At 68.9% G+C, this 22,502-nt stretch carries 16 protein-coding genes; 1 reads left to right on the plus strand and 15 read right to left on the minus strand.

What is annotated here, in order from left to right; translation table 11 throughout:
- Positions 1 to 240: 240 nt before the first annotated feature.
- The 13 genes from K6142_RS01150 to K6142_RS01210 all read right to left on the minus strand — a co-directional run bounded on the left by K6142_RS01150 (position 241) and on the right by K6142_RS01210 (position 20,077).
- Complete coding sequence (locus K6142_RS01150; RefSeq protein ID WP_015946112.1) at positions 241 to 2,262, minus strand: methyl-accepting chemotaxis protein; 2,022 nt, start codon at positions 2,260 to 2,262, stop codon at positions 241 to 243.
- A 364-nt stretch (positions 2,263 to 2,626) separates the two neighbouring features.
- Positions 2,627 to 5,899, minus strand: a complete 3,273-nt coding sequence (locus tag K6142_RS01155; RefSeq protein ID WP_223380720.1) for a response regulator — start codon at positions 5,897 to 5,899, stop codon at positions 2,627 to 2,629.
- 360 nt (positions 5,900 to 6,259) lie between these two features.
- A complete protein-coding gene (locus tag K6142_RS01160; RefSeq protein ID WP_190245937.1) occupies positions 6,260 to 9,274 on the minus strand; it encodes an AIR synthase-related protein in 3,015 nt (1,004 codons plus the stop codon).
- Between the two features lie 581 nt (positions 9,275 to 9,855).
- Complete coding sequence (locus tag K6142_RS01165) at positions 9,856 to 10,722, minus strand: phosphate ABC transporter ATP-binding protein (protein ID WP_190245936.1); 867 nt, start codon at positions 10,720 to 10,722, stop codon at positions 9,856 to 9,858.
- Positions 10,713 to 11,669: a PstA family ABC transporter permease gene (locus tag K6142_RS01170; RefSeq protein WP_223380721.1), complete on the minus strand. Its 957-nt coding sequence runs from the start codon at positions 11,667 to 11,669 to the stop codon at positions 10,713 to 10,715. The genes K6142_RS01165 and K6142_RS01170 overlap by 10 nt, the downstream gene beginning before the upstream one ends.
- Entirely contained in the window at positions 11,666 to 12,622 is a 957-nt protein-coding gene (locus tag K6142_RS01175) for a PstC family ABC transporter permease (protein WP_223290458.1), read from the minus strand. Before K6142_RS01175 ends, K6142_RS01170 begins: the two co-directional genes overlap by 4 nt.
- 23 nt (positions 12,623 to 12,645) lie before the next feature.
- A complete protein-coding gene (locus tag K6142_RS01180; RefSeq protein ID WP_190245839.1) occupies positions 12,646 to 13,488 on the minus strand; it encodes a phosphate ABC transporter substrate-binding protein in 843 nt (280 codons plus the stop codon).
- A 166-nt stretch (positions 13,489 to 13,654) separates the two neighbouring features.
- Positions 13,655 to 16,165, minus strand: coding sequence for an HDOD domain-containing protein (locus K6142_RS01185; RefSeq protein WP_190245840.1), 2,511 nt, complete (start codon positions 16,163 to 16,165; stop codon positions 13,655 to 13,657).
- A gap of 201 nt (positions 16,166 to 16,366) precedes the next feature.
- On the minus strand, positions 16,367 to 17,362 hold the full coding sequence (locus tag K6142_RS01190) for a polyprenyl synthetase family protein (RefSeq protein ID WP_190245841.1): 996 nt from the start codon (positions 17,360 to 17,362) through the stop codon (positions 16,367 to 16,369).
- A gap of 130 nt (positions 17,363 to 17,492) precedes the next feature.
- A complete protein-coding gene (gene mqnB / locus K6142_RS01195) occupies positions 17,493 to 18,212 on the minus strand; it encodes a futalosine hydrolase (protein WP_190245842.1) in 720 nt (239 codons plus the stop codon).
- A gap of 94 nt (positions 18,213 to 18,306) precedes the next feature.
- Positions 18,307 to 18,456 carry a hypothetical protein gene (locus K6142_RS01200; RefSeq protein WP_015946122.1) on the minus strand — a complete coding sequence of 50 codons (150 nt, stop codon included), beginning with the start codon at positions 18,454 to 18,456 and terminating at the stop codon, positions 18,307 to 18,309.
- 36 nt (positions 18,457 to 18,492) lie between these two features.
- Positions 18,493 to 18,723 (minus strand): hypothetical protein, encoded by a 231-nt coding sequence (locus K6142_RS01205; protein WP_190245843.1) that lies wholly within the window; start codon positions 18,721 to 18,723, stop codon positions 18,493 to 18,495.
- A 37-nt stretch (positions 18,724 to 18,760) separates the two neighbouring features.
- Entirely contained in the window at positions 18,761 to 20,077 is a 1,317-nt protein-coding gene (locus K6142_RS01210; protein WP_190245844.1) for a nucleotide sugar dehydrogenase, read from the minus strand.
- Between the two features lie 202 nt (positions 20,078 to 20,279).
- Between K6142_RS01210 and K6142_RS01215 the strand changes: the two genes are divergently transcribed.
- Complete coding sequence (locus K6142_RS01215; RefSeq protein ID WP_167125086.1) at positions 20,280 to 20,486, plus strand: DUF2065 domain-containing protein; 207 nt, start codon at positions 20,280 to 20,282, stop codon at positions 20,484 to 20,486.
- 161 nt (positions 20,487 to 20,647) lie between these two features.
- On the opposite strand, the gene K6142_RS16700 is transcribed toward K6142_RS01215, so the two are convergent.
- Entirely contained in the window at positions 20,648 to 21,811 is a 1,164-nt protein-coding gene (locus K6142_RS16700; protein ID WP_190245845.1) for a ubiquinone/menaquinone biosynthesis methyltransferase, read from the minus strand.
- Between the two features lie 6 nt (positions 21,812 to 21,817).
- A complete protein-coding gene (locus K6142_RS01225; RefSeq protein ID WP_190245846.1) occupies positions 21,818 to 22,024 on the minus strand; it encodes a hypothetical protein in 207 nt (68 codons plus the stop codon).
- Positions 22,025 to 22,502: the final 478 nt, after the last annotated feature.

A 22,502-nucleotide genomic window follows, 5' to 3' on the forward strand; every position in this document is an offset into this window, starting at 1 on the left:
CTTGTCGCTCCCGCGCGCTCGTGCTCCGTGGTGTTCCGTGCCGCCCCGCAGGGGGCTGGGCCGCCGGTGCGGGTGCGCCGCCCGGGGCGTGCCGCGGGACGGAACGGAGGGAACACGCGGTATCGCCATCTATACATCAGGTCGGTGGACTGTTCAATCATTCTCCGCGAACTGGCGGAAAGATTGCGCGAAATTCCGCCCGCACCCGGACTGCGGGCGCGATGTGGCGCGGCCCGGAACCTACTGGCGGAACCGTTCCACCAGTTCGCCCAGCCGCCGGGCCATGCCGGACACCTCGTTGATGGAGGCTTCCGCCGTGTGGATGCGCTCGGCGATGTCGCGCGACAGGTCGTTGATGCGGGTGACGTTGCGGTTGATCTCGTCGCTGGTGGCCGATTGCTGTTCCGACGCGGTGGCGATGTTGCGCACCATGTCGGCAATGTTCACGGCCCGCCGCACGATGCGCCCCAACGCCTCGCCTGTGCCTTCGGCCTTGTCCGCCGTGGCTTCCACCTGGCCGCGCGTGCGGGTCATCTCGTCCACGGCCTGGGCCGTGCCGGTCTGGATGTCCTTGATGGCGTGCTCCACTTCCTTGGTGGCGGTCATGGTCTTTTCGGCCAGTTTGCGCACCTCGTCGGCCACCACGGCAAAGCCGCGCCCGGCATCCCCGGCGCGTGCCGCCTCGATGGCGGCGTTCAGCGCCAGCAGGTTGGTCTGGTCAGCGATTTCGTTGATCACGTCGATGACCCGGCCAATGTTGTCGGCCCGCGCCGCCAGGTCGTTGAGCGATGCGGCAAGCCCGGCGGCCCGTTCGGCCACCTGGCGGGTTTCGGCCACGGTGGCCTGCATTTCGTTGCCGCCCTGTTGAGCCTCGTTGTTGGCAAGGTCGGCGGCCTCTGCCGTGGCCGAGGCGTTGCGGGTGACTTCCACCACCGTGGCGTTCATCTCGTCCATGGCCGTGGCCACCTGGGCTGTCTCGTCGGTGGATTCCACGACGTTGCGGGCCAGTTCGCCCATGCGCACGGAAAGCTCACCGGCGGCGTCGGACAGGGCGCGTGCCACCCCGGTCACTTCCTCGGCCACCTCCAGCAGGTTGCGGCGCTGGGTCTCTATGCGGACCTTGTCCTCTTCCTCCTGGGTCAGGTCGATCATCACGGTGATGGCCCCCACGGCCTGCCCGGCGGTGTCGCGCAGGGGCGACGCCTCGTAGTGCAGCGGAAAGCCCACCCCGTCCCGCCGCACGAAGCGCAGCATGCCGCTGGTGCTGGTGCCGGTGGACAGCACCTGGGTCACCGGGTCGCATTGCAGGGTGCAGTCCTGCCCACCCTTTTCCAGTACCTCGCGCAGTGAAAGCCCCATCAGGTCCTTGCAGGCGGACCCCAGGATGGCGCACATGGGCTGGTTGGCGAACTCGATGCGCCCCGCCTTGTCCATGACCGCCAACGGCACGATGATGCCGCCAAGTACGGATTTGTTGTATTCCAGCTGGTTGCGGATGGTGGATACCATGGACGCCAGGTTGGCGGACAGCACGCCCAACTCGTCGCGGGACTCGTCGGTGAAGGACACGGCGTAGTTGCCGCGTTCGATCTCGCTGCTTACCCGGGCGATGGTGCGCACCCGGCCCACCACGGCGCGGCGCATGAACAGCGAGAGCACGGCGGTAAGGGCCAGCATGCCCGCCAGCGAAAGGGCCCCGCCCTGCCACTGCCGGGTGCGCAGCAGGGCCGCGTCGGCGGAGATGTCCTGCAACATGACCATGGCCCCCAGGATGGGCTGGCTGGCGCCGTGGCAGTGATGGCATTCCGGCGCATTGGGGATGGTCTTGAGTTCGGTGTAGTACGGCACGCCGCCCAGTTCCAGCAGTTGCCCCTCGTCCACCGGCTTTTGCAGCGCGGTAGTGAACAGCGCGGCAAAGCGCGGATCGCGGACCACGTCCTGCATGGGTTTGCGGGTGGCCTCGTGCCGGGTGGAATAGGTGATGGAGCCCCGAAAATCGGTCAGGTGCACGCTGATGGTGGGATAGCGCGCGGCGATGGCGCTGAACTTTTCCTCGGTGCCTTCGTCGTTGCCCTTGGACATGGGGTCGTTGATGGCCTCAAGCAATATCTGGGCGGTACGGGCGGAGGAATCGTGGATGAGGTGGAGGGTGGTTTCGCGTTGCCAGTAGGAGTTGGCGAGGAACAATGCCGCAAAGACGATGACCGCGGTGCCCACGACGAGCATTTGCACCTTGGCGCCCAGCGAACGGGTGAACAGCATGCGACCCCCCCCGGTTTGTCCTGCGGCGTGAATGCGCAGGGTGCCCGCCCCCGTGTTCGGGGCGGCGTGCCAATGGGTGTCGACGCGCGTGCGGCGGGCGCTTGATGCAGCGCGCCGCGCATGGGGGGGCAGGCTGTGCCCGACTTCAGACCGTCCCCCGCCGCGAGCCGATAAGACCCGGTATGGCGCCGTTCTTGTTTGCTTTCGCTGTACCCAAGGGGAGGGGTTGCGTCAAGCGGGTGAAGGAAAAAACGCAGGTTGTGCGTACAGTTGGATTATGCTTGGCTCGGCATGTTGCAGGACGCGCGAGGTCGGTGCGCACCAGAGGGGATGGGCGGGCAGGCGCCTGCCCGCCCGCAAAGGGTTATGCATGACTGCGCGGCGGGCTGTTCAAGTGGGCCCGCAACCGGGCGTCCAACTGGTCGATTTCGATGGGTTTGGCCAGGTAGTCGTTCATGCCCGCCGCCAGAAAGCGTTCGCGGTCGCCCAGCATGGCATGGGCGGTAAGGGCCAGCACCGGCACCCACGGCGGGGTGGTGCCGGGGGGCACGGCCTCGCGCATGCGAATGTGCCGGGTTACCTCCATGCCGTCCATGTCGGGCATCTGGATGTCCATGAGCACCGCGTCGTAGCGGTCGCGCCCCAGCATTTCCAGGGCCTGCCGCCCGGAGGCGGCGCGGTCTGCGATATAGCCCAGCCGGGTCAGCAGCCGCTGCGCGGTGATCAGGTTCACCTCGTCGTCATCCACCACCAGGATGCGCGGCGGCGTCCCGGCGGCGTCTGGCGTCCGGTTCGCTGGCGCCCCGGGCGTTGCGTCTTCCTTTCCCGCCGCTGCGTCCGCCACCGGTGGCGTTGCCGCCTGGGGGTGGGGCGGGGCAACGTTCGGGGCCACGCCTGGGGCCGCGTCTGGGGGGCGGGCTGCCTGCGCGACCCCGGCGGCTTGCGGGGCAGGGCCTGCCGTGCCCGGTGATGCGCTTGGCGATGCGGTCCGCCGCGCCGCTCGGCTTTCCCTGGGGGGCTCTTCTTCCGCGCGCAGGGGCAGGGTGATGTGGAATTCCGTGCCCTCGCCGGGGGCGGTGGCCACGCAGATGGTGCCGCCCATGAGCAGGACGAGCCGCCGCACGATGCCGAGGCCCAGGCCCGTGCCGTCGGGCCGGGCCGTGGCCGCGCTGCCCGTGGCGTAGTTTTCGAACAGGGTGCGCAGCCGTTCCGGCGCGAAGCCGATGCCCGTGTCGATGACCGCCATGTGGATGCAGGTGCGCTCTGCCTGTCCGCAGCGCGGCAGCGGGTACATCTCCACGCGGACTCCGCCCGTGTCCGTGCACTTGACCGCGTTGGACACCAGGTTCACCAGCACCTGGCGGATGCGCCCGGCATCGCCCGCAAGTTCCGGGGGCAGGTCCGGGGCGACCTGCATCTCGAAGGTCAGGCCCTTGGACCGGGCCTGGGGGGCCAGCATGGCATGCACGGGTTCGGTCACCTGGGCCACGGTGAACGGTTCTTCCACCAGCGGCAGGGCGCCCGCCTCCATGCGCGAGATGTCCAGAATGTCGTCGAGGATGCGCAGCAGGTTGCGGCTGGCGCCCAGTGCCGTGTCCACGCAGTCTTCCTGGTCGCCGGAAAGGTGGCTGCCGCGCAGCAGTTGCAGCATGCCCATGATGCCGTTGATGGGGGTGCGCACCTCGTGGCTCATCACCGCGATGAATTCCGACTTGGAACGGTTGGCCTTTTCCGCCGTATCCCTGGTCTGGCGCAGTTCGTCCTCGGCGCGGGTGCGCCGGGTGACGTCGGCGAACATCACCGCGATCTGGCGGTTGCCGGTGCGGAACACCCACAGGTCCACAAAGGCCCATCCGGCGGGCAGCCACCCGGCGCTGGCATGGGCCGTGACGCTGAATTCCCCGCCCTTGCGGGCGATGCCGCCGAAGATGGTGGGCAGGTTGGTGGCGGCGATGCCGGGCAGGGCTTCGGTCAGCCGCCGCCCCAGCATGCCCCGCCCGGTGACGTGCAGGGCCGTGTCGGCCGTTGGGTTCACCGCCTCTATGCGCAGGTGCTCGGCCTGGTCCAGGGCAAGCAGCAGCAGGCCCAGCGGCGCGCCTTCGACGATGGAGCGGAAGCGGGCCTCCACCTCGCGCAGCTGCTGCTCCGACTGCCTGCGCTCGGTGATGTCGTGGATCATGGCCACGGCCACCTCGCGGTTGCCCACGCGCAGTACCTTGGCCTTGACCAGCATGTCGCGTTCGATGCCCGTTCTGGTGCGCATGGGCATTTCCGCAGGAATTTCCAGGGGCTGTTCGCGCAGGGTGTTGAAGCGCCCGCCGAAGCCGTTGCGGTGCGTTCGGTCCGGATGCAACTGGCGCTGGTGCATGCCCAGCAGTTCGTCGCGGGTATACTCGAATATCTGCTGGGCCGCCCGGTTGGCGTCCAGGATGATGCCGGTATCCGCGTCGGCCAGCAGAATGGCGTCCATGGCGTTGTCGAACACGGCGCGGTAGCGGGCCTCGTTGTCGCGCAGTTCGGCGGTGAAGGCCTCTCGTTCGCCTTGGCGGCTGGCGAGTATGGCGGCCATGGTGTCCACGCTGAAGGCCAGCTGGCCGATTTCGCCCATGTCGTGGCGGATGCCGGTGCGTGCGCCCAACTGTCCCTCGCCGATGCGGGTGGCCGTGGCGGCGATGTGCGACAGGGGCCGGGCCACCAGTCTGCCGCCGATGCTCCAGGCCACGGCCAGGGTAACGGCCATGGCGCCGCCGAGCAGCAGCAGGGCATGGTTGCGCGCGGCCCGCATCGGGGCCAGCACGGCATCTTCGGGAATGCCTACCATTACATTCAGATAGGGGGCGGATTCCGGGTGCAGGCGGATGCGGGTGAAACCGTACAGCCGCACCGCGCCGTCGGAACTTACGCGGGTGAACAGCCCCTCGTCGGGCATGGTGCGCAGGATGTTCAGTATTTCTTCCCGGATGGGCTTGCCCACGGGATTGGCGTCGTTCTGCGGGTGGTAGGCCAGACGAACGCCGCGATGGTCGGACACGCTCAGGACCGAGCCGGGGGGCAGGTTCAGCTTGTCGAAAAGAGGGTCGTACTGGTCCAGCCGCAAGGGGGCAGCCAGCACGCCGTATACCCGGCCCTCGCCGTCCACCAGCGGCAGCGCGAAGTGAAAGGTGGACTCGTGCAGGGTGCGCGCCACCACGTATTCGCCGTTGGAAAAGCGCTTGTCGCGCACCGCCGCGCGAAAGTAGAGGCGATCCGCAAGGTTGAAGGGCGCCTGGCCGGGGGGGGACATGGTCTGGCGGCCCGAGGCGATGAGGTCGCCATTGGCGTCGAGGGCCATCAGGTTCAGCAGGGTGGTGTTTCCGGCCAGCACCTCGCGGAATATCGCTTCGCAGGCGGTGGGATCCAGTCGGCGCACGTCGGGCAGGGCGGCCAGGATGGTCAGGGTCTGGCGGGCGTCGCTGCCCACGCGTTCCTGCAGGGCGGCGATGCTGCGGACAGCCCGGGTGACCGAGGCCTCCGCCTCGACCTTCAGTTGCGAGGCGAGACGGTGGGAGTCGTACAGGATGACCCCGAACGAGGGCAGGGCCGCCAGAAGGGCGACCCAGACCAGGGTGACGCGGATGGAGAACATGTGCGGCCGCATGGCGACTCCGGGCACGGACGGCTTTACGGCCAGGCTGAGGCCGTGGGAAGCAGTACGATCATGGCACGCTTTTTTTCCGTGCGCCACCGCAAATCATGCGGCGGACACCAGGTGACACGGCGGCCCCGGGGAGCGGGCCGGGCCAACGCAACCGGGGCGGGCCTTGCGGCCCGCCCCGTCGTGGATACGTGTGTTTTCAGCCTGTCGTGCCTCAGCGGCGATCCCCAACGCCGGACTTTTGACTGTTGGCGAGGAAAACAAGCCTGCCATGAGGGAGTATACTTTTGTCGTATTCTACCGATATGGCAGGCGAAGTTTGACACTGCCAACGGTCAAAAGGACAAGTTGGGGAACTCCCGGCTACCAGTTGAAGGTAGCCTTGAACGAACGGGCCAGCCCTTCCACGCCTTCCGCCAGCAGGGGCGCGCCCTGAGCGGTGACGGCAAGGACCGCGTCCGCCGTCACCTCGCCGATGCAGGCGCAGGCGGACCCGGCAAACCGCGCCTCGAAGGCGGCGGCGTTGCCCGGCTTCACGGTGACCAGCAGGCGGCTGGCCGATTCGGAGTACAGCAGTTCCGTGGCGGTCATGTCGCATACGGCGGGCACTGCGGCGATGTCGCAGCGGGCGCCCAGCCGACCGCCCACGGCCATTTCGGCCAGGGCAACGGCAAGGCCGCCGTCGGACAGGTCATGGCAGGCGGTAACCAGGCCCGCGTTGATGGCCCCGTACAGCGCGCGGTAGCGGGCCATGGCGGCCAGCGCGTCCACCTGTGGCACCTGAGCGCCCACGGTGTTCAGCTGGTCGGCGATTTCGCTGCCGCCCAGTTCGCGCAGGGTGTCGCCCAGCAGGTACACCTTGTCGCCGGGCTGCTTGAAGTCGGAGGTGACGGCCCGGTTCACGTCGTCCATGACGCCCAGTACCGAGTACAGCACCGTGGGCGGGATGGATATCTTCACCCCGCCGCCGAAGTAGTCGTTCTTCATGGAGTCCTTGCCGGAAACGCAGGGCACCCCGTAGGCAAGGCAGAAGTGGGCCAGGGCCTGGTTGGCGCGCACCAGCTGGGCCAGCTTGTACTGGCCGTCGGGCGTCTTTTCCGACTGCACCGGGTCGCACCAGCAGAAGTTGTCTGTGCCGGCCATGCGGTCGGGGTCGCCGCCCACGGCCACGGCATTGCGCACCGCCTCGTCGATGGCGTTGGCCATCATCCAGTAGGTGTCGTAGTCGCTGAACTTGGGGCAGATGCCGTGCGAAAGCACGATGCCCGCCTGGCTGTCCAGCAGGGGGCGCACCACGGCGGCGTCCGCCGGGCCGTCGCGCTTGACGCCCACCAGCGGCTTCACCACGCTGCCGCCCTTCACCTCGTGGTCGTACTGGCGGATCAGGTATTCCTTGCTGCAGATGTTCAGGCGGCCCAGCATGGCGTGCAGCAGCGGGCCCTGTTCGGCGGGGGCCGGGTTCAGCCTGCATTCGCATTCCGGGGCGAAGGACGGGCGTTCCCACACGGCGGAAAGTTGCATCTGGGGCACGCCGTCATGCAGAAAGTCCATGTCCAGACAAGCCACATGCTTGTCGCCGTAGACCACGTGGAAGCGGCCCGATTCGGTGAATTCGCCCAGCGGGGTGAGCTCCACGTCCATCTCTTTGGCCAGGGCCATGAAGGCGTCCAGCTTTTGCGGCGGCACGGCCAGGGTCATGCGTTCCTGCGCTTCCGACAGCAGGATTTCCCACGGGCGCAGGCCGTCGTACTTCAGCGGCGCGCGCGAAAGGTCCAGGCGGCAGCCGCCGGTATCCTGGGCCATTTCGCCCACGGACGAGGACAGGCCGCCCGCGCCGTTGTCGGTGATGGCGTTGTACAGGCCCATGTCGCGGGCGCGCATGATGCAGTCGTACATCTTGCGCTGGGTGATGGGGTCGCCGATCTGCACCGCCGTGGCCGGGGAGCCTTCGTGCAGTTCTTCGGACGAGAAGGTGGCGCCGTGGATGCCGTCCTTGCCGATGCGCCCGCCCGCCATGACGATGACGTCGCCGGGCAGGGCCTTCTTGTACCAGCCGGGACGCCCGTGGATTTCCCGGGGCAGCATGCCCACGGTGCCGCAGTACACCAACGGCTTGCCGAGGTAGCGTTCGTCGAACACGATGGAGCCGTTGACGGTGGGGATGCCCGACTTGTTGCCGCCGTGCTCCACGCCTTCACGCACGCCTTCCATGACCCGGCGCGGGTGCAGCAGGCGGGGGGGCAATTCACCCTCGTGGAAGGGCGAGGCAAAGCAGAACACGTCGGTGTTGCACAGCAGTTCCGCGCCGAGGCCGGTGCCCATGGGGTCGCGGTTCACGCCCACGATGCCGGTCAGCGCGCCGCCGTAGGGGTCCAGCGCCGAGGGGCTGTTGTGGGTTTCCACCTTGATGCACACGTCGTGGGTGTCGTTGAAGGCGATGACCCCGGCGTTGTCCTTGAACACCGAACGGCAGAAGTCGCGCTCGCCCAGGCGCTGGCGGATGGTCTTTGTGGAGCCCTGGATGTACGTCTTGTACAGGCTGTCCACCACCTCGCGGCGGCCCGTTTCGCGGTTCTCGTAGTCGATGCGGGCAGAAAATATCTTGTGCTTGCAGTGCTCGGACCAGGTCTGGGCCAGCACCTCGATTTCCGCGTCGGTGGGGTCGACGGGCAGGCCGAGGGTGGCGCGGTCGGCGCGCACGGCGGGGTCCGCGTAGTAGGCGCGGATGGCGTGCAGTTCTTCCAGGCTGAGGGCCAGGGTGTTCTCGCGGCTGAAGGCCAGCATGGCCGCATCGTCCATGGAGGACAGCGGGATTATGGCCACCTCGTCGCTGGATGCCCCGGTCACCTGCGCGGCCTGCGGGACGAAGCCGGGTTCGGCGGCCCATTCGTCGCGGCTTTTCAGGGCAAAACGCTGGATAAGCTCGTTGGCCAGCAGGTCGCGGGCGATGTGCTCCATGTCCGCGCGGGACAGGGGCGTGTCCGCGGCGCAGGTCACGTGGAACTGGGCCGAGGTGTACACGGCGATGGAGCGGCGGTCGGCCCCCAGCACCAGGGCCAGGGTGTCGCGAGCGGTGCGGCCCTCGTTGTCGGTGACGCCGGGGCGAAAGCCCACTTCCAGCACCCAGTCCGCCGGGGCCGTGCCCTGCGGGGCGGGCAGCAGGTCCAGCGCGGCGTCCTGCAGCACGGGGTCGTGCAGCACGCCCTGGGCCACCATGCTGGCCAGTGCGTCTTCGGAAAGGCCATCCACGGTGAACACCCTGACAAGGCGCACGGATTCAACGTTCAGGCCCAGCGAGGCCCGGATCTTGGCGGCGACGTTGCGGCCCACGGTATCGGTGACCTGCGGCCGAAGGCCAACTTCTATGCGCCGAAGCATGACTGACTCCTGAGGGTGTTTTGGGGTGCGAGCGGTTGGCTCTCCATAAAGGCAAACGCCGCGCTTTGCAAATACGTGAAGGGGGTGGGCGGCGGGGCTGGCGGAGCGGGGGGAGGGAAGGTAGCAGCTTGATTGAAGGCGTTTTCTACGGAAAATCTCCAGTACGTTCGGAGACGCTCGATTTCGTTATGCCTCCGGCGGGCAGGGGGCCGCTGAGCGGCAGCCCCCTGCACCCCCGCGCTCCAGGGGGGCTTCGCCACAGCTCTGCTATTTTCATCCGTAAGACTCGCGCTTCGCGCTCGCCTAACGGCAGAAGTCCTGGACCCCCGGCGTTTCTTGCGCCGCATTCCTAATGCCGGGCAGCTTCCCTTCGGCGCAAGGCGCCTTCGGGTGATCTGCCCGGCTGAATGCGCATGCGCACGCGGCTCCTGCAGTTTTGGCGGTAGCGGCCTTTGTCGCGCTGGTCGTGAGCACTTCAGCGCCATTCTCATGGGGATCAGGCGTGTGCACGGTTGGCCGCAGCGCGCCGCAGGCCATGACGTGGCAGAAAATCAAAACCGGAGCAATGTTCCCATGGGGGGCTACAGCAACGCCTGCATCAGGGCTTCGCGGCCCGCGTCGCCGCCAAGGTCGGCGGGGGTGAATTCCCGCTGCGGCCTGCCGTCGGCGAATATGACCACCCGGTCGGCCAGGCGCATGGTCTGGCCCAGGCTGTGCGACACCATCAGCACCGGGCGGTCGGTCGCCAGGCGGCGCACCAGTTGTTCCACGTCGCGGGTGGTGGCCGCGTCCAGCGAGGCGGTGGGCTCGTCCAGCAGCAGCACGTCCGGTTGCAGGATCAGCATGCGGGCCAGACACAGCCGCTGCTGTTGCCCGCCGGAAAGCTGCGCGGCGGGGCGGTCCAGCCGCTGGCGCACGTCGTCCCACAGGCCCACGTCGGCCAGCACGGCCTGCATGCGGGCCGGGGCGTCGGGCAGTGGCCCGCGCACCAGTTCCAGCGGCAGCAGCAGGTTGCGGCGGACGCTCATGGGCAGCACGTTGGGCGTCTGGAACACCATGCCCACCCGGCGGCGCAGTTCGGTCAGGGCCGGGCCGTCAGGCCCCAGTACGTCGCACGGACCGTCAGGCCCCAGTACGTCGCACGGACCGTCAGGCCCCGGCACGTCGCACGGGGTGCCGGGGGTGCCGTCCGCATGCCGCCCACCATGGGGGCCGCCGGGGTACAGCAGGATGGAGCCGGTAGTCTCGCAGCCGGGAAAGCATTCGTTCAGGCGGTTCAGGGCGCGCAGGAAGGTGGTCTTGCCCGAGCCGGAGCGGCCCAGCAGCACGGTGACCCCGGCGCGGGGCAGGTCCAGCGAGGCGTCTTCCACCGCCGGGCGGCCATGGAAGGACACGCGCAACCCGGTGACCCGCAGGCTCGGCTCGGGATCGCGTATGTTCAGTTCCATGCATCCTCCCCCTTGTGGCGGCGCGCCATCACCCGCTGCAAGGCCCCGGCACCCAGCATCATGGAGCCGGAAAGGACCAGCAGCACCAGCGCCGCGCCAAAGCCGCGCGCCAGTTCGTCCTCGGTCTGGTACTGGGCGGCGGTGTAGTAGATGGTGAAGGGCAGGGCCTCGAACTTGGCCAGCAGCCCGGCGGGCAGCCCGGCGTTGGCCACCACCCCGGTGAGCAGGATAACCGCCGTGTCTTCCGCAGCGCGGCCCATGGCCAGCATGACCCCGCCCAGAATGCCGCGTCCGGCCTCCGGCAGCAACACCCGGAACACGGTCTGCTCGCGGGTCAGCCCCAGGGCCGCCCCGGTCAGCCGCAAGCCGTGGGGCAGCGATTCCAGCGCGGCGCGGGTGGACACCACCAGCGGGGGCAGCACCAGCAGGGCCAGGCACCCCGCCGCCAGCAGCAGGCAGGTGTTGGCCTGCGGCACGAAGGTGCGGCGCAGCACGAGGATGAGCGTGAACCCGAACAACCCCATGACGATGGACGGCACCCCGGCCAGCAGTTCCACGGCCAGCCCCAGGTGGCGGCGGGCGCGCGGGCCCGCGTATTCGGCAAGGTAGATGCCGCAGCCCACGCCCGGCCCCAGCACCAGCAGGGTGGCCAGCCCCACAAGGTACAGGCTGCCCGCGCAGGCGGGCCATATGCCGTCCCACACCGGGCGCAGCCCGGCCATGGCCAGCAGGGGCGGCGCATCGCCGAAGAACAGCGCGCGGCCCAGTGTGGGCACCCCGCGCCACAGCAGGTAGCCGCAGCCGACGGCGGCCACGGCGGCCACCAGTAGCGCGGCCAGCCAGGCCGCGACGGTGAGGGCATGTTCGCGGGTGCGGGGCCGGGCACCGGGCGGGATGCGCCGGTCCGGCAGATGCCGGGGCTCTGGCGAGATCGGGCGTCCGGTCATGGCCGCCACTCCGCGTCGGAAAGGGATTCCTGCCCCGTGCCGCGCAGGCGGCGCACGGCCAGGCTGACGCCCGCGCTCACCGCCAGCAGCAGGATGCCCGCCGCGAACAGCGAATGGTAGGCGGTGCTGCCCGCATCGGTGGACATGACCAGTGCCATGTGCGCGGTAAGGGTGCGCAGGGCGTCGAAGGGCGATGCGGGCACGCCGGGCGCGTTGCCCGCCAGCATCAGCGGAATCAGCGTGTCGCCCACGGCCCGGCCAAAGCCGAACACCCCCGCCGTGATCAGCCAGCGCCGCGCCCCCGGCAGCATGACGTGGGCAAATACCTGCGCGGGCGAAAGGCCCAGCGCCGCGCCGGTAAGCCGCAACGACCGCCCCTGTTCCCGCAGGGCGGCATCCATGATCACCACCATGGTGGGCAGCACCAGCAGGGCCAGCACCAGCGCGGCGGACAGCCAGCACAGGCCGGACCCCTGTCCCGCCTGCCGCACCAGCGGCACCAGCAGGAACACCGAGACGAATCCGTAGACCACCGTGGGCACAGCCGCCATGCCGTGCACCAGTTGGCGCAGGGCGCGGGCGGGCCGGGCGGGGCCAAGCCCGTGCATCCAGCCGCACAGGCAAAGGGCCAGCGGCCAGCCCAGCAGCAGGGCCGAACAGGCCAGCAGCACCGAGCCGCAGACCATGGGCAGGATGCCGAACTGCCCGGCGGCGGGCAGCCAGCGCCAGGACAGCACCGCAAGGCCCTGCCCGCTCAGCAGCACGGGCAGGGCATACACGGTGACGAAACCGAACACGGCGGCAATGCCCAGCACCGTGATGGCGGCGGCGCACCGCAGCGCCGGGGGCGCGCTTGCGTCATGCCCTGCCGGAACCGACGGGCGGGCCGGGCCGGTCAGGCGGGCCGGGCGGGCCGGGCGGTTTGGACAGGACGGGCGGGATGGGCCTTGCACGGCGGGGTTCTGCTTCACGGAACCTAGCGGTCGAGAGGGATGTAGCCGCTGGCCTTGGTGATCTCCTGCCCTTCGGGGCTGAAGATGTAGTCGATGAAGGCCTTGGCCAGGCCCTGCGGCGCGCCCTTGGTGTTCATGTACAGCTTGCGGGTGACGGTGTACGCGCCGCTGGCGGCGTTTTCCTGCGTGGGCACCATGCCGTCGAAGTGCAGGCCCTTGATGCTTTCGCCCAGGTGGCCGATGCCCACGTAGCCGATGGCGTTGGGGTCCTGGGCGATGGCGGTCTTCATGGCGCCGTTGGAGTTCACCACGTTGGCCGTGGCGGCTTGCGGACCCTTCTTCAGGGCCTTTTCCACGAACACCTCGCGGGTGCCGCTGCCGTCCTCGCGGGTGTACAGGGTGATGGGGGCATCCTTGCCGCCCACGTCCTTCCAGTTGGCGACGGTGCCCGCGAAGATGTCGGCCACCTGCTTGCCGGTCAGGCCGTTGACGGGGTTGGCCGGGCTGACCACCACGGCCACGCCGTCGATGGCGAAGGGAAAGGACACCAGGCCGTACTTCTGCACTTCTGCCTCGGTGAGCGGGCGACCGGTATTGCCGATGGCCACCAGCCCTTCACCCACCTGCTGCACGCCCACGCCGGAACCGCCGCCCGCCACCGAGATGCGCAGGGCCGGGTTCACGGTCATGATGCGTTTGGCGGCTTCCTTCATGACCGGGATGTGCGCGGTGCCCCCGGCGATGTCGAGGGAACCGGTGAGGCCGGATTGGGGCGCGAAGGCATCCAGCGGCGCGGCGGTGGCGGCGGTGGCAAGGCCAAGAGCCAGAACCACGACCAGGGACAGAACGGCACGAAGACGGCGCATACACCCTCCTTGCGGTGATCGGGATGAAATGATGTGTGAGCGGATGCTAACAGCGTCGGGAGGTTACGTGAAATAGGCTGTTTGAATGAAGCAAGGCCGCATGCATAGATTCTGTCTATGCATGCGGCCTGAAATGGTCGCGGGGGGCGTTGGTGATGTGCGCGCCCTACTCGGCCCAGCGCACCTTTACCCCTTCCAGCTTCTTGGCGGCATAACTGGCCCTGTCCGCCCGCTGGACCAGGTTTTCGCCCGTGTCCGCCGGCGCCAGCAGGGCCAGGCCCATGCTCAGGTCCACGGCGCCCTTGCAGCTGGTCACCACGCCTTCGCGGATGCGCCGGGCAAGGCCTTCCATGATCTCGGGGGTCACCTCGGTGACCACCACGGCAAATTCGTCGCCGCCGTAGCGGCAGGGAAAGTCCATTCCCTTGCGCACCACCGCGCTGATGCCCGCCGCCACCCGGCGCAGCACGGTATCGCCCGCCTGATGGCCATAGGTGTCGTTGATGGCCTTGAATCGGTCAAGGTCGAAGAAGATCAGCCCCAACTGGCGGTTGGTGCGACGGCTGCGCTCCATTTCGCGTTCCAGGATCATGTGGAACTGCGAATGGTTGAACAGCCCGGTCAGGCCGTCGTACATGGCCTGCTGCTTCACCTTTTCCTCCAGGCGGCGGATGCTGGTCAGGTCGCGCCCCACCACCAGGAAGGCCGGACCCTCGTGCTCGCGCGAGTCCAGCGCGGAAAAGACCAGTTCGAACAGGCCCATGCTGCCGTCGCCCAGCTCCAGTACCGCCTCCACCGGGGCAGCCGGTGACGAGCCGGACAGGTAGGCCGCGTCCCAGGTATCGGTAAAGGTGGCCGAGGGGCGCGACGAGGCGAACAGGTTCTTGCCCCGCAACCCGGCGCAGCGGCGCGAGGCCCACGATATCTGCCCCGTGCGGTCCACGGTGAGCACGATTTCCTGCATGGAATCCAGCAGCCGCTCCAGAAAGTCGCGCTGGCGCAGGCTCTGCACGTCCACGTCGGAGATTTCCGTCACGTCCTCGATGAGCAGCAGCACGTCATCGTGCGAGGCATCGCGGCGGCGGTGCAGCGAAACGTAGGCGCAGGGCGCGCCCATGCGCTGGCCCGCCGCGTCGGTGGGGCAGAACAGGCGGCTGATGAACGAAGGGCCGCCGTCGTCGGTGAAGGCCTGCCACTCCGGGCCGAAGTCCAGCCCCAGCGATTCGGACAGCAGGGGTCGCACTGGCGTGCGGGGGGCCAGGTCGTCGCGGCCCACGTAGTCCAGGAAGCGGCGGTTGGTTTCCACCACCAGCCCTTCGCGGTCCAGACGGGCCACGCCCAGGGGCAGGGCGTCCAGGGTGTCGGCCTTGGCCTCCAGCACGGCCTGCTGGTGATAGTAATTCTCCAGCGCCATGGCCATGAAGTGGCAGTACACCAGCAGGGCCGACTTGCGGGCCGGGGCCAGGGCGTCCTTGGGCAGGCGCAACTGGCCCCAGTCGGTGCCCGAGGCGGACAGAGGCACCCGTTCCTGGCCGGTCTGCCAGGGCAGCCGCGCGAAGGGGGCGGGGCCGGACTGCCGGGGCGTCGGGGTGGTCTCGTCGCCGCTGAATAGCAGGTACTCTTCGCTGCCGGGCACGCGCAGGGCCACTTCCCAGCGCTGCACGTTCCAGTACCAGCGCAACTGCCGCCCCAGGGTGGCCGCCAGCGAGGGCAGGCCGCCCGCCACGTGCGACAGCTCCGCCCCCAGGAAATAGAAGGATTGCAGGGTTTCCAGCGACTGCTCGTACAGCCGGGTGCCTGCCGGACGGTCCTGGATGGCCAGTTGGGCCAGCATGGACTTGAAGCGCTGGGCGCAGGCCTCGCGCAGGTTTTCCAGCCCCTGGTCGTCCAGTGAAAGGCGGGTGCGCAGCAGCATTTCGAACTGGATGATCAGCGCGGGATGGGTGGCCTGTCCGTGCAGCAGGTCGGCCCACTGGGTGCCCAGGATTACCGCCTGGGTCAGCGGCGTATGGTGGGCCACGCCGTCCAGGTCGTGATGGCTGGCGATGGCGTCGGCGATGGCCTCGGGCAGGCCCCAGCGGTGGATGATGTTGCGGGCCATGGCCGCGTGGTCGGCGCCCCAGCAGGTGTTTTCCAGCGACAGCTGGTCGCGTTCCAGGCTGGTGATGCAGGCCTTGCCGCGCAGCACCGGGTCTTCGTCGGCGGAGCACAGGTGCATGAACAGGGCAAGGTCTTTCAGCAGCGAGGCCAGATAGGCCAGGTGGGCCGTGTCGGGCTGCACCCGCAGGGCGATCTGCTCCGCCGCGATGGACGACCAGACCACCAGCCGCCAGTCCTGGTACATGGCCTGCTGGGGGCGCTTCAGCTCGTTGCTCACCCGCTTCTGGAACGACAGCGACAGGGCCAGCTTGAGGATTTCGCGGGTGCCCAGCACCGTGGCGGCGCGTTGCAGGTCGGAAACCTTGGTGCCCAGCCCGTAGTAGGGCGAGTTGACCAGGCTCAGCACGGCGGCGGCCAGCATGGGGTCCATGGCCAGGATGCGGGCGATGGTGGAGAATTCGGGAAACGGCGCCACCAGTGCCTGCACCAGTTGCACCATGACCGGGGGAAAGGTGAGTTGCAGGCAGCGGTTGATGGCTTCTTCGTCGGCCATGTGCCGACCCTGCGGAACAGTCATGCGCCCCTCCGGTGTGGGGGATTGCGTGGTGCATGGCGCCGCGGAAAGCCCGTCTGCCGCCTCTGGGCCGCGTGGTTTCGGGCTTCTTCCGGGTGCTTCCGAGCGTCTTCCGTGCGTGTGGCGTGCGTGTGCCGCGCGTGTGCCGCGCGTTTTCAGGCCATGCCCTGAATCCGCACGGCGCGGCGGAACCGCGCCCCGGTGCTACGTGCCGCGATTGAGAACGTAGTCGATGCTTTGCCGCAGGATACGACGTTCCGACGTATCGGGCAATGCATCAAGGCAGGCCGATGCCTTGTCCAGGTAGCTTGCGGCCAGTTGGCGCGTTTTCGCGTCGCAGCCGCGCGCCCGCAGGTCTGCCGCCACCTCGGCCACCGTGGCGTCGTCGAAGGTGCCTTGCCGGAAGCGCGTCACGAATGCATCGCGTTCCTGCGGCGTCAGCGTTTCAAGGTAGTAGATCAGCGGCGGAGTCAGCTTGCCTTCGCGCAGGTCGCCGCCTACGGGCTTGCCGGTGTCCTTGGACGAGGCGGCGAAGTCCAGCGCGTCGTCCACGATCTGGAAGGCGATGCCGAGGTTCAGGCCGAACCCGGCGGCGGCCTGCACGGCCTCGTCCGGGGCCTGCGCGGCCAGTGCGCCCAATTCGCACGAGGCGCGCAGCATCCACGCGGTCTTGCCGGTGATGATGTCGATGTAGGTGTCGTGCCCGTGGTCGGTGGAGCGCTGGTGGGCGATTTCCACGATCTCGCCGGTGGCCGTCTGCACGATGGCCTCGGCAATGGTTTCGGTAAGCCGGGCGTCGCCGTAGCGGGCCACGATGCGGTTGGCCAGGGCCAGCAGGGCGTCACCGGCCAGCACGGTTTCCGTCTGGCCGAACATGGTGTGGGCGGCGGGCAGGCCGCGCCGCAGGTCGGCGCCGTCCAGGATGTCGTCGTGCAACAGGGTGGCCGAGTGCAGCAACTCCACGGAGCAGGCCAGCGGGTACAGGTCCGGGCCGGAGCTTTTGCGGAACAGCCCCCCGCCTTCCGCGCCAAGCGCCCGTGCGGTGAGCAGGGTCAGCAGGGGGCGCAACCGCTTGCCGCCCGCGCGCAGCACGTGTTCGGCCACGGGGCGCACCAGCGGGTGGAGTACGGCCACCTCGGCGTCGAGCGTCTTGTTGATGCGTGGCAGTTCCGTGGCCAGATAGGCTTTGAGCTTCAGCATGGGAATGTCCGTAGGGCTTGCGACCGGGCGTGTCCGGTACCGGCGTGTATGGGCCTGCGTGTACCGCCCGGGTGTGTCGTGCGGCGCTGCCGCAGCTACCCGAAACGTCCGAGTGTCGGAAAAGGGTGTGTCAGTCGGTCAGGAAAAGTTCGCGGGCCAGTGCGCCCAGTGCGTCCAGCGCCCCTTCCAGCGCCCAGTCCTCCGCCGCGCGCGAGCCCACGATGTTGGACATGGTGCGCGCCTCGGCAAAGGGCAGGTTGTGGCGCAGGCAGGCCAGGGCCAGGGAAAAGCCTTCCATGTTCTCCATCAGCGGTGCGTGGCGGCGGCACATGGCCCGCGCCCGCGCCGGGGTGCCGGAAACTCCGGCCACGGTCAGCGCAACGCCGCTGCGGGCCGCCGGGGGCATGGCAAGGTGCCATTGCCCGAACAGCACCTCGGGCGCAAGGTCGATGCGGTCCCACACCGGGCCTGCCGGGCCTTCCGCCTGGGGAAAGGCGATGCCTTGCGGGTCCACGCCATCGTCGCCCGCCAGGCCGTATTCGGGCCATACTTCGGCGGACGCCAGCACGGCGCTGCCCAGGGGGGCGCGCAACACGTCGAAGGTGCCCGCGACGCCAAGGTTCAGCACGCCGCGCACGCCCCGGTGCGCGCCCAGTACCCGGCCCAGCGACAGGGCCGCGTTGACCGGACCCACGCCGGTGACCAGCAGCAGACAGTTGCGCCCGTTGACGGGCGAGGGGCAGGCCTCGCCCGGTCCGGGCAGGGCGCAGCCCACGCGGCCCCGCCCGTTGAAGCCGGTGAGCACGGCCTTCATTTCACGGGTGGTGGCGGTGGCGATGACGAGACTCATGCGTGAAGGCTGTCCATGAACGGCGCGGGTGCGCCGGATGCGTCGTTGTTTCGATTCCGGCGGATGGTGTTCCGGCGGAAACCGTCTTGAGGTCTTACCGCTTTCGCAGCAGCAACCGCAAATGCCCCTCGGCGGTGGCGCAGGGCATGCCCACCACGTCGGCCTGCCGGATGCGGGCGATGTGCCGCGCGCTGCCCATCTGGTTGGGCGCGATGTCCAGCAGCAGTTGCCCGCCCGCAGGCATGGACCGCAGAAGCGAACTCGCTTCCTGAAGGCCCCGTCAGCAGTCGTCCCAGCACAGCACCACCGGCACGTCGCGCGGGGGCAGTTCGCACAGCAGGGTGCCGCGCGGAATGCCCGGCATCAGCGAGCAGGCGGGGCCGGTGCGCGGGTCGTCCGCCGTGCCCTTGTCGTCGGCCTGTTCCCTTTCCGCCGTGCGGCGCAGGGCCGCGCGCAGCGTGGCGTCGTCGGGGGCGGGGGGCAGGCGTTTGCGTCGCTGGCTGGAGAGCATGGCGTTCCAGTCCTTTGGGGCCGGTGCGTGGTCCCCGTTACAATCGCCAGTAGGCGAAGAATCCGGCTTCCTGCGCGGCCTGCGCATCGTGCAGGCCCTTCAGGTCCAGCAGCAGGGCGCGGTCCGGCGTGGCGAACCAGCCGCGCATGGCGGACAGGGGCACTTCGCGGTAGGCCTTGTGCCCCACGGCCAGGATAAGCGCGTCGAGCCGCGTGAAATCGTCCAGCGAGGCAAGGTCCAGCCCGTATTCGTGCCGGGCCTCGGCGGCTTCGGCCATGGGGTCGTGCACCAGCACCGTCACCCCGTATTCGCGCAGTTCTGCCACCACGTCCACCACGCGGGTGTTGCGCAGGTCGGGCACGTCCTCCTTGAAGGTCAGCCCCAGGATGCCCACCCGTGCGCCGTCCACGCGGCAGCCCGCCTTGATCATCTGCTTGACGGCGGTTTCGGCCACGTGCTTGCCCATGCCGTCGTTGATGCGGCGGCCCGCCAGGATGACCTGCGGGTGGTAGCCCAGTTCCTCTGCCTTGAAGGTGAGGTAGTACGGGTCCACCCCGATGCAGTGGCCGCCCACCAGGCCGGGCCGGAAGGGCAGGAAGTTCCACTTGGTGCCTGCCGCCTCCAGCACTTCCAGGGTGTCGATGCCCAGGCGGTCGAAGATCAGCGAAAGTTCGTTCATCAGCGCGATGTTCAGGTCGCGCTGGGTGTTCTCGATGACCTTGGCGGCCTCGGCCACCTTGATGCTGGCCGCGCGGTGCACCCCGGCGGTGACCACGCTGCCGTACAGGCCGGCCAGCAGGTCCAGGGTGGGGGCGTCGCTGCCGGAGACCACCTTCATGATGGTTTCCAGGGTGTGCACCTTGTCGCCGGGGTTGATGCGCTCCGGCGAGTAGCCCACGGTGAAGTCGCGCCCGAAGGCAAGGCCCGATTCGCGCTCCAGGATGGGCACGCAGACGTCCTCGGTGACGCCGGGGTACACGGTGGACTCGTACACCACCACGCAGCCGCGCGACATGTGGCGGCCCACGGTGGTGGAGGCCTTTTCCACGGGGGTCAGGTCGGGGTTGCGGTGGTTGTCGATGGGCGTGGGCACGGCCACGATGATCACCCCGGCGGCGGCCAGGGCGGCGCCGTCGCAGGTGAAGCGGGCGGTGGTGGCGGCCAGGTCGGCGTCGGCCACCTCGCCGGTGCGGTCGTGCCCGGCGGTCAGTTCGTCCACGCGGCCGCGCGAGATGTCGAAGCCGATGACGTCGAAGCGGCGCGCCAGCGCCACCGCCAGAGGCAGGCCCACGTACCCCAGGCCCACTACGGCCACGGGTGATTCACGGCGGGCGATGGCATCAAAGGTGGTCATGTCGTTCACTCTGTTGGATATCCTGTGTCCGGCCCCGGGGGCCGCTTGCTGCCGATGGCGTGCCGGTCGTTTTCCGGCTGGGGTCTGTCTGGTCCTGTCGCGGATGCCCGCCCGGACCGGGCATGCCGACGTGCCTGTCGGCGAAAATCCGTGTTGACGAAGGGGGTTGCCACGGGCGGTGCCCCCGTGTGAGAAGGCTTTCATGCATATCGACTGGAATACCCTGCTCTGCGCCGTGGGCCTTGCCTTCGTCATCGAAAGCATTCCGTACGTCCTGTTTGCCGAACGGATGCGACCCGTGTTGCGGTCACTGTCCGACCAGCCCCCGGCCATGCTGCGGGGCATGGGCATCGCGGCCATGTGCGTGGGCGTGCTGGTGGTCTGGCTGGCCCGGCGCATGCTGGTCTGACGCACGTCGGTTGCACGTGCCGATCGTACGCGTGTCGGCCTGACGCCTGCCGACATGACACCTGCCGACCTGACACGTGCAAGGCTGCTACGTGTCGGTCCGCTACGTGTCGGCCAGACGGCTCCGCCCCCAATCTCCGCTCCCCGCGTTGCCGCGTGCGGCTAGCGCGCCTTCTTCCCCGCCTTGGCACCGCCAGCGGCGCGCTTCTTTTTTGTCGTTCCCTGCGTGGTTGCGCCGGGCAGGGTGGCCTGCTCCGCGCCGCGCGCGCCGGTTCTTGTCGTCTTGTCGCCCTTTGCCTGTCGGCCAGCCCCGGCTGCCGTTTCCGCGACAACGGTTTCCGGGACAACCATGTCCGGCACAACCGGTGCGGGGGCTGACGTTTCCGCGACGGCCGATGCCACAGGTGCGCCAGGCTTGTCGGGTGCGGTTGTGCGCGGCCTGGTGGCGGACCGTTGCTGCGTGGTGGTTTCCGTTCGGTCGTCTCCGGTTTGCGCCGCTTCCGCCGGGGGCGTTTCGGCCTGCGCCAGTCCGGCCTGCTGCTGCCCGGTCACCGGGGCAAGGGGCTTTTCGGCCACGTGCAGCCGCACGATACCCGAGGTCAGTGGCAGGTGGAACACCCGGCCAAAGCCTGCCGCCGCCATTTCCCCGGCCAGTTCGTCGGCGGTGGGAAAGGCCATGATGGTGTCCGCCAGGTAGCGGTAGGCGCCGGAATCGCCGGAAACGGCCTTGCCCACCATGGGCAGCACCCGGTTGAGGTAGAAATTGTACAGCCCGCGCCACACCGGGGTCTTGCCGGTGCCGAATTCCAGCACGCACAGCCGTCCGCCGGGCACCAGCACCCGCAGGATTTCGGCAAAGGCTTCCGACCGGGGCAGGATGTTGCGGATGCCGAAGGCGATGGTCACGCAATCCACGCTGGCATCGGCCAGGGGCAGGCGGCGTCCATCCGCCGTGGCGGGCCATATGGCGCGCGCCGTTTCGCCGAACAGCTTGCCGCGCCCGCGTTGCAGCATGGGACGGCAAAAGTCCAGCGCGGGCACGCGGGTGCCGGGGTGCTGGCGCACGATTTCCAGCGAAACATCCAGGGTGCCCGCCGCCAGGTCCAGCACGCGGCCCGTGGGGCCGGGCACCACGTGGCGCACCAGGCGATAGCGCCAGTACTTGTCCAGCCCGCCGCTGAGCACGCGGTTCAGCAGGTCATACCAGTCCGCGATGCGCCCGAACATGCCGGAAACGCTGCGGGCATGCCCGCACGGATCGGGCTGGCGGGCGCCGTCGGTGGGCGTCGTGGCGGCATTCGGGCAGGCGGTGGCGGAGCGGTCCATGCGCGGCTACTCCCGCTCGGCGCCAGCGGACGCCGCGGGAGCCACGGGGGGCTGCCCGTCGCGCGCGCCGTCGGTGGCGATGGATTCCAGCACCACGCGGTAGATGGAGGGGAACACCTCGCCCAGGCTCGCCGGGGAAACCCGCTGGGTTTCGATGAACTTGACCACGATTTCCTTGGTCACCTGCAGGGCTTCCTTGCGAATCTTGTCCATGTGGGATCCTTTGGGTGCGGTCCTTTTGAAAGCGGGCCTTTCGAGTGCGGCTGTGCCGGCGCGTTTCCGGGCTGCGGTCCGCCGGGTGCCGGACGGAGGGGCATCGGGGCGCCCCGCGACTATCCCGCCATTATCCTGCGGCTCCCCCACCACGGGCCGTGCCCGGTGACAGGCCGTTGCGCGCCACCGTCCGGTGCCCAGGCCTGCTGCCGACGACGTCCGGGCCGGTGCATCCGGCTGGCAGGCGGGCCGCCGCGCAGCCGTGAAAAAAGAGAAAACCCGCCCGTGGGGGAATGGTCTCGACCACAGCGGACGAAGACCGGACGGGTAAAAGAAGAATAACCGGTGAGCCATCCCTCTTTTTTCAGGCGTCTATAGCATTGCGGCCCGCGCCCGTCGAGGCCCGTCAGGGAGGGCCTTCCGGCGGGGGGCGTGACGAAGGCCGCACGCGCGAAAGGGCGGAGCCGGATGATCCGGC

It is taken from the genome of Nitratidesulfovibrio sp. SRB-5, assembly GCF_019931275.1.
Classification (GTDB): domain Bacteria; phylum Desulfobacterota; class Desulfovibrionia; order Desulfovibrionales; family Desulfovibrionaceae; genus Cupidesulfovibrio.

Excerpts from the sequence above, each read along its gene's own strand:
- K6142_RS01150 (WP_015946112.1), bottom strand. The coding sequence starts at position 2,262 with ATGCTGTTCACCCGTTCGCTGGGCGCCAAGGTGCAAATGCTCGTCGTG.
- K6142_RS01155 (WP_223380720.1), bottom strand. The coding sequence starts at position 5,899 with ATGCGGCCGCACATGTTCTCCATCCGCGTCACCCTGGTCTGGGTCGCC.
- K6142_RS01160 (WP_190245937.1), bottom strand. The coding sequence starts at position 9,274 with ATGCTTCGGCGCATAGAAGTTGGCCTTCGGCCGCAGGTCACCGATACC.
- K6142_RS01165 (WP_190245936.1), bottom strand. The coding sequence starts at position 10,722 with ATGGAACTGAACATACGCGATCCCGAGCCGAGCCTGCGGGTCACCGGG.
- K6142_RS01170 (WP_223380721.1), bottom strand. The coding sequence starts at position 11,669 with ATGACCGGACGCCCGATCTCGCCAGAGCCCCGGCATCTGCCGGACCGG.
- K6142_RS01180 (WP_190245839.1), bottom strand. The coding sequence starts at position 13,488 with ATGCGCCGTCTTCGTGCCGTTCTGTCCCTGGTCGTGGTTCTGGCTCTT.
- K6142_RS01185 (WP_190245840.1), bottom strand. The coding sequence starts at position 16,165 with ATGACTGTTCCGCAGGGTCGGCACATGGCCGACGAAGAAGCCATCAAC.
- K6142_RS01190 (WP_190245841.1), bottom strand. The coding sequence starts at position 17,362 with ATGCTGAAGCTCAAAGCCTATCTGGCCACGGAACTGCCACGCATCAAC.
- mqnB (WP_190245842.1), bottom strand. The coding sequence starts at position 18,212 with ATGAGTCTCGTCATCGCCACCGCCACCACCCGTGAAATGAAGGCCGTG.
- K6142_RS01200 (WP_015946122.1), bottom strand. The coding sequence starts at position 18,456 with ATGCCTGCGGGCGGGCAACTGCTGCTGGACATCGCGCCCAACCAGATG.
- K6142_RS01205 (WP_190245843.1), bottom strand. The coding sequence starts at position 18,723 with ATGCTCTCCAGCCAGCGACGCAAACGCCTGCCCCCCGCCCCCGACGAC.
- K6142_RS01210 (WP_190245844.1), bottom strand. The coding sequence starts at position 20,077 with ATGACCACCTTTGATGCCATCGCCCGCCGTGAATCACCCGTGGCCGTA.
- K6142_RS01215 (WP_167125086.1), top strand. The coding sequence starts at position 20,280 with ATGCATATCGACTGGAATACCCTGCTCTGCGCCGTGGGCCTTGCCTTC.
- K6142_RS16700 (WP_190245845.1), bottom strand. The coding sequence starts at position 21,811 with ATGGACCGCTCCGCCACCGCCTGCCCGAATGCCGCCACGACGCCCACC.
- K6142_RS01225 (WP_190245846.1), bottom strand. The coding sequence starts at position 22,024 with ATGGACAAGATTCGCAAGGAAGCCCTGCAGGTGACCAAGGAAATCGTG.